A 6,618-nucleotide genomic window follows, 5' to 3' on the forward strand; every position below is an offset into this window, starting at 1 on the left:
CATGACCTCTTGCAGCCCATTGCTGCGCCATGCGGAGACAGTCATGCAGATGGCCATTCAACGCCGCGGTTTCGAGCTAACCGAGGCTTTTTACGGTTACCTCAGCAAGCGCCTGGCCTACAACTCAAGTCACGGCGCCGCCCGCACTGGGGCGGGTGACCGTGCGGCGCCACATGGGTATCGACCAACCCTGGATACTTAAATGACCGCCATTAGCGTCGGCCAATCCTGGATGTGGGCCGCCTTCATCGGGTTCGTCCTCGCCATGCTGGCGCTGGATCTTTTCGTCTTCGGCGGTCGCAAGGCGCATCGTGTTTCGGTACGCGAGGCGCTGGCCTGGGTCATCGCCTGGACCAGTTTGGCGTTGGTCTTCTCCGTCCTGCTCTGGTGGTATCTGCGCAGCATGTTCGGCGCCGAAGTGGCCCAGCGTACAACGCTCGAATTCCTGACGGGTTACCTGATCGAGCAGTCGCTGTCGATCGACAACATGTTCGTTTTCGTGATGATCTTCGGCTATTTCGCCGTGCCGCCAGAGTTGCAGCGCCGCGTCCTGCTCTATGGTGTGCTCGGCGCCATCTTCATGCGTGCCGTTATGATTTTCGCCGGTGTCTGGCTGGTGCAGGAGTTTGCCTGGCTGCTCTATGTCTTTGGCGCTTTCCTCGTCATCACCGGCATCAAGATGCTGATCTTCGCCAACCAGCAGCCAGACCTCGAAAAAAACCCTTTGCTGTGCTGGCTGCGTAGTCATCTTCGCATCACCGACGGTTTTCACGGCGAGCACTTCTTCGTGCGCCAGGAAGGCCTGCGCTGGGCGACGCCGATGTTCCTGGTGCTGGTACTGATCGAGGCCAGCGACCTGGTATTCGCAGTCGACAGCATCCCGGCTATCTTCGCCGTCACCACCGACCCCTTCATCGTGTTCACTTCCAACATTTTCGCCATCATGGGCATGCGCGCACTGTATTTTCTACTGGCCGACATGGCTGACCGCTTTCACTTGCTCAAATATGGTCTGGCCATCGTACTGGTGTTCATCGGCGGCAAGATGCTGGTCACGCCGTGGTGGCACATGCCGATCCAATGGTCGCTGAGCACAGTCGGCGGCATCATCTTGATCACGGTACTGTTGAGCCTGACTTTGACGAAGAGCAAAGCACGGGTTACGAAAGAACAATGATGAATTTGAGACAAGAACGGGAAATGACGGCACCGACGCTAGTCGCCTTGCTCATCAGTCGCCCATCGACCCCAGGAGCCACTGGCGAAATATCTCGGCAGAGGCAGAACGCTTGCGATGCTTGAGCGATACCAGGAACTCGCCATTGCCCGTCACGCATTCAAAAGGCGTCACCCGCTGCAACTCTCCCTTGGCCAGCGCCTCATCCGCCATGAACGACCAGGCCAGGCCGATGCCCATGCCTTGTTGAACGGCCCGATACGCCAACGTCAGCTGGTTGAAGACCGGGGCCTTCTCCCGCGCGACGAAGTCGATACCAAAGTGGCCGAACCATTGATGCCAGTCCAGACACTGCCAGGCGCAGGTGTCGATTTGCACCAGGTTGGCTTGCGCCAATTGCTCCAGTGTCTCAACCCCCGAAACATCCAGTGAAGGATGAGCCACGGCATAGACGATTTCCGGCAGCAGGAAATCGCTGTCCAGCGAGGGCCATTGGCCGCAACCATAGAGTACGCCCACGTCGAAATCATTGAGGCTGGCCTCGTCGAATTCATTCATCGCGTGAACGTGCACGGCGATGTCGGGGTACGCCTTGTTGAATTCGATCAGCTTCGGGAACAGCCAGAACTGGGCCAGGGCATGGGTCGCCAGCACCGAGACGGCGTTGGACTGATGAACGTTGCGAATGCGCGTGACGCTTTGGTACATCGTGGTCAGGAGCACGTTGACCGTCATCAGCAGTTCATCCCCTGCGCTGGTCAACTTGACCCCTCGTGGTTTGCGCTCGAAGAGCGGGACGCCCATGCAGTCCTCAAGCTGGCGCATCTGTTTGCTCACGGCGCTCTGGGTCAGAAACAGTTCGCCGGCGGCGCCCGTGAAGCTGGCGTGTCGTCCCACGGCCTCGAACGTGATCAGGGTCTCCAATGGGGGCAAGGTACGCAGATAACGGTTAATGACGGTTCTCCGGGACTGGCGATTGCTACGAGACATTCCCCTGCGGAATGGGTGACCAACTTTATATCGCAGGTGGCGCTTATCTGCCATGGCTAGAATGCGGCTAAACAGCCTGCCAGAGCCAAAATGATGAACAGTGGAGTTGTATTTGCGATATTGGCGGGTGCCATCTGGGGTGGCGTGATTATCGGCCCTTCGTTGCTGCCGGAATTCAATGCCGTGCTGATCAGCAGCGTACGGTTTGCCCTGTACGGGATGATCTCGCTCCTCGTGGCCTTGCCCATCGCGTCTCGCCTGCTGTCACGTTTGACGCGCAGCGATGCCTGGATGCTGCTGCGCCTGTCACTGACCGGCAATATCCTGAACTACGCGCTCCTGGGTGCTTCCGTACAGCTGAGCGGGGTGACCGCGGCGGCCCTTATCAACGGCATGATGCCGCTCGCCATCACCTTTCTGGGGCGTAGCGATGCAGGGTCCCTGCCCCTGACCAGGCTCAAGCTCCCCTTGCTGCTGGTATTCCTGGGCATCGTATCGGTCAGTCTGGAACATACGGGCGCGCCGGCGCAGAGCACCTCGCTGCCTTCCCGGTTGCTGGGCCTGGCCTGCGGGTTCAGTGCCGTGGCCTGCTGGTCGTGGTACGCCACCCACAACGCCCGGTATCTCAAGCAAAGCCATTTCAACAGCAGCGAATGGTCGACGCTGACAGGCATCGTGACGGGCATCGTGGCGATCGTGTTCGGCATCGCGGCCTTGATGCTGTTCCCGAACCTGGTGCCCTCCGAGGTTGAAAGCAGCCGCTGGACGACTTTCCTGTGGGTTTGCCTGTTCCTGGCGCTCTGTGGTTCATGGCTGGCCAATGGGCTCTGGAATGCTTGCTCGCGTCGAATGCCCGCGTCGTTGAGCGGCCAGATGATCGTGTTCGAAACGCTGTTTGCCTGCGTGTACGGTTTTCTGTTCAGCCAGCGAATGCCTGGCTTGATGGAAGTGGTCTCGATCCTGTTGCTGGTGGGCGGGGTCGTATGGGCGGCGAAACGTCATCGGATAATGCCGGTGAAACAGGCTGAACCCTGCGAATGACAGTCAATACTGTGGCACAAACGCTTTCGGCGACTTCAAGACGACGGTCAGGGCAGAGGTTGGAGGCTGGTCTTGAAGGCAGTGACCACACGGTTACGGCCTTGGTGTTTAGCGTGATACAGGCGTTGATCGGCTGTACGCAGAATGGCCTCGATGGTGTCGCCATCGCGACCGGATTGCGATACGCCGATGCTCACCGTGACCACGGTTGACCGCTGCAGGCCATGAAAAGAACTATTGGCCACGGTGCTTCGCAGACGCTCGGCGATTTCGTGCGCGCCTTCAAGTGAAGTCTGAGGTAGCAGTATCATGAATTCCTCTCCGCCCACTCGGGCTACGCCGTCATACGGCCGGATCGAATCAAGGCATTTCTCCACGAAACTCTTCAGGATGTCATCGCCAACCTGATGCCCGAAGCGATCGTTGATGGACTTGAAATTATCCAGATCCAGTGCCAACACGGAGAACGGCGCATCACCGCGTTTGGTCCGGCCGATTTCGCCCTCGACCCGCTCCATGAACCGACGCCGGTTATCAGCGCCTGTCAGTGGATCGGTCGCCGCAAGGTGCCCGAGTTCCTGATTGGTGCGCTGGAGTTCCTGCAGGGCGTTCTCGGCATACGCCATCGCTTCGGCGAGACGCACCATCAACTCCTCCTGGCTGTAGATCCTGGAAAACGACCGCGTGGTGAGGAACGCTTGCACGACCCCATAGCTCAACATGAAGAATCCACCGGCGAAGATCGCGTGAGCGAGCCACCACATGTGGTTCCACGGACGTGCAAGGATGAAGGCAAGGGAGGACAGCGCGAATGCGGTGACCGAGATGATGAAAATGGTCATCAGCGGCGAACGGATACGGCGCAGCAGGAGAATTGTCACGGTCAATGTGGAAAGAACGAGGGCGCCCCCCTCCATCGAGAGGCGCACCGCGAGATTGCCGGCGATCGGCGAATTCGCGACGTACGCCACTGCCACGTCAACCAGCAGGAACAGTCCTATCCAGGCCAACCAAGGGCGGGCCGTCATTCGTTGGTCCGCGGCATCTGGTGGGCGCTGGTACGAGAGCATTGCGACTAACAGCAGAACCGACATGACCAGTCGAGAGACCGGTCCATAAAGCAGGAAGAGCCAGATATTGTGGTGCGCAAGCCCGGTGAACGCACCATGCAACGCGTAGATCACTACAAAGCCGAGAAATCCAAGCGTCATCCATCGTAGCAGCGGCTCTCCGGATGACTGATAACAGCGCCACGTGACGTAAGTAACAAACAGGCCTGCCAAGGTGGCTGCCGTGATCGCAATGATATGGAACAGGTGATTCTCGAATAAAAGCGTGGGGTCCTGAAAAAAGTACAGGTAGCCAATCAGATAGGCCGGAACAAGCGCAAACCCTGCGAGCAGAAAGCAGGCGTAAACCCTGACCATGAAGCGAACGGCTTCAGGTGGCTCGTCGGTGGCGATGAAATTGATCATGGGTCCCTCCGGTCTTGATCCATTCATAGTTTTTTCAGGAAGCCCAGTAGCAGCTCATTGACCTCTGTCGCGCGCTCTTGCTGTATCCAGTGGCCGGCACCTTCGAGGATATGACACCCGCGCAGTTGCGGCAGTGTCTGCGCGAAGGCTTCGATCTGCCGCGGGGAGCTCGGAAACTTCAGCACGGCGTCGCGGCTGCCGGCTATGAACATCGACGGCTGCTGGATTTTGCAACCGCGCCAGGGTGCCAGCAGTGCCCATGAGCGCGTCATGTTGCGGTACCAGTTCAAGCCGCCGTGAAATCCGCTGCGGGTGAATTCACGGCTGTAGTAGGCAATATCCTCCAGGCTTAGCCAGCCTGGCAGGGTTTCGGGCTCGATCATCGCGCCCAGGAAGCCCTGGCCCGGCTGCAGCCGGCCGAACACCGGCCCCTCGGGCCCGTCACCCGAGCCACTGAAGTAGATGCGCCGGATCGACGACTCGACGTCCCTTTCCAGCTCGGCTTCGGCCACACCCGGCGTCTGGAAATACTGGATGTAGAAGTCGCTGATACCCCGCGAGACCAGCGCGCTGAGGAGCTCCACGCGCGCCGGTGGCGAGAACGGAACGCTCATGCCGACCACGGCGCGGAACAGATCGGGTCGCATCATTGCTGCGCTCCAGGCCACCTGCGCGCCCCAGTCATGGCCGACGATCACGGCTTGCTGTTCGCCGAGTGCGTTGACCAACTCGACCATGTCGCCTACCAGGTGGAGCGTGGTGTAGGCGTCGGGCTCAGCCGGCGCATCTGTGCCGCCATAGCCGCGCATGTCAGGTGCTACCGCCCTGTAGCCGGCGGCCGCCAGCGCAGCGAGCTGGTTGCGCCACGAGTACCACAGCTCCGGAAAACCATGGCAGAGCAAGACCAGCGGGCCGCTACCTTGCGTGGCGATCTGCATGCGGATGCCATTGATGTCGAGCAGTTCCAGGTGTGGCTCGTTCATGTGCGCTTCCTGCGATTCAAGCGATGTCCCCCAGCAACCGTGGCAAGCTCGCCAGAGCCTGCTGTCGGCTGGCAGAGAGCCGATGCAGCTGTGCGAGTTTCTCGGTGTCGGTTTCCTCAAGGCCCCTGACCACCGCTGTCATGAAGAACAACCGCGACTGCTTGATCCAGCGGGCCAAACCTTCATGCTCTCCCCAGCGTAGCTGGTTACCCAGGTAGACCGCCCAGATTCTGATCCAGTCCGTGGGGACGTGAGGCGGCGGGACCATCCTGCACAGCGCGTTCATTTGCGCTTGATCGACCAGGTGGCTTTCCACATAGGCGATCAAGGCCGCGCTGAACACGGGTTGGCAGCTGCTGACCATCAACAGGTTGATCTTGCCGCCGTCGAATACCTTCATTTCAGGCAGTCTCGGGATGGCACTGGCGCTGCAATCAATGTGCAGGGCATGTGGGCTTGTGGCGATGCTGTCCTGCTCGAGCACGATGCGCGTTGGCTCGATAACGCGCACCCTCCCCTGGCGCACGACGTTGTCGATGCGTCGAAGCTCACGCAGTTCCGCCTGTGTGACGGTGGCGCAGCGGTAAGCAGTGGGTTCGACGGACTTGTCCAGGCGCAGGAGCTGACCTGTCGCCTCAAGCCTTAAGAACAGGTCCGGGATCGAGCCCGCGGCTGCGATAGCCTCGAACTGTGCCGTGAGACCGCCGATTGTTCGTTCGAAGCCGTCGAGGCCGGGTTGCAAGTTGGCCCGGTCGATCAACCACGGATCGTTCGGCATGATCCAGCAGATTTTTTCGGGCGCAACAGCGTTTTGCAGCAACCACAGGCAAGCGTCGATCCCGGTCTTGCCTGCCCCCACCACGACGTAGCTGGAGTATGGGTGGCGGATTTTCGGCAAGTCGTTCAGTGGCACGCATTGCACGCCGGGTTCCACCCTGTACCTGGGCGGGTG

At 59.9% G+C, this 6,618-nt stretch carries 7 protein-coding genes; 3 read left to right on the forward strand and 4 right to left on the reverse strand.

Annotated features, from left to right (window positions below; genetic code table 11):
- Positions 1-43 precede the first annotated feature (43 nt).
- Together BSF40_RS32760 and BSF40_RS23315 are read left to right on the forward strand one after the other, a co-directional pair.
- The gene (locus tag BSF40_RS32760; protein ID WP_172435740.1) at positions 44-202 is read left to right on the forward strand and encodes a hypothetical protein; all 159 of its coding nucleotides are present in this window, start codon (positions 44-46) and stop codon (positions 200-202) included.
- On the forward strand, positions 203-1,177 hold the full coding sequence (locus tag BSF40_RS23315; protein WP_095966945.1) for a TerC family protein: 975 nt from the start codon (positions 203-205) through the stop codon (positions 1,175-1,177).
- A gap of 54 nt (positions 1,178-1,231) precedes the next feature.
- On the opposite strand, the gene BSF40_RS23320 is transcribed toward BSF40_RS23315, so the two are convergent.
- Entirely contained in the window at positions 1,232-2,167 is a 936-nt protein-coding gene (locus tag BSF40_RS23320; RefSeq protein WP_095966946.1) for a LysR substrate-binding domain-containing protein, read from the reverse strand.
- 90 nt (positions 2,168-2,257) lie between these two features.
- On the opposite strand from BSF40_RS23320, the gene BSF40_RS23325 reads away from it, so the two are divergent.
- Positions 2,258-3,208: a DMT family transporter gene (locus BSF40_RS23325; RefSeq protein ID WP_095966947.1), complete on the forward strand. Its 951-nt coding sequence runs from the start codon at positions 2,258-2,260 to the stop codon at positions 3,206-3,208.
- A gap of 47 nt (positions 3,209-3,255) precedes the next feature.
- Here BSF40_RS23325 and BSF40_RS23330 read toward each other — a convergent pair whose 3' ends face one another.
- From BSF40_RS23330 to BSF40_RS23340, 3 genes are all read right to left on the reverse strand, one after another.
- Entirely contained in the window at positions 3,256-4,683 is a 1,428-nt protein-coding gene (locus BSF40_RS23330; RefSeq protein WP_095966948.1) for a GGDEF domain-containing protein, read from the reverse strand.
- 23 nt (positions 4,684-4,706) lie between these two features.
- Positions 4,707-5,666: an alpha/beta fold hydrolase gene (locus BSF40_RS23335; RefSeq protein ID WP_095966949.1), complete on the reverse strand. Its 960-nt coding sequence runs from the start codon at positions 5,664-5,666 to the stop codon at positions 4,707-4,709.
- 16 nt (positions 5,667-5,682) lie between these two features.
- Positions 5,683-6,618 (reverse strand): hypothetical protein (locus tag BSF40_RS23340; protein WP_095966955.1); only part of this gene is annotated, 936 nt, incomplete at its 5' end.

Origin of the sequence: Pseudomonas sp. ACN5 (assembly GCF_002303975.1) — a bacterium.
GTDB classification, from domain to species: Bacteria; Pseudomonadota; Gammaproteobacteria; order Pseudomonadales; family Pseudomonadaceae; genus Aquipseudomonas; species Aquipseudomonas laurylsulfatiphila.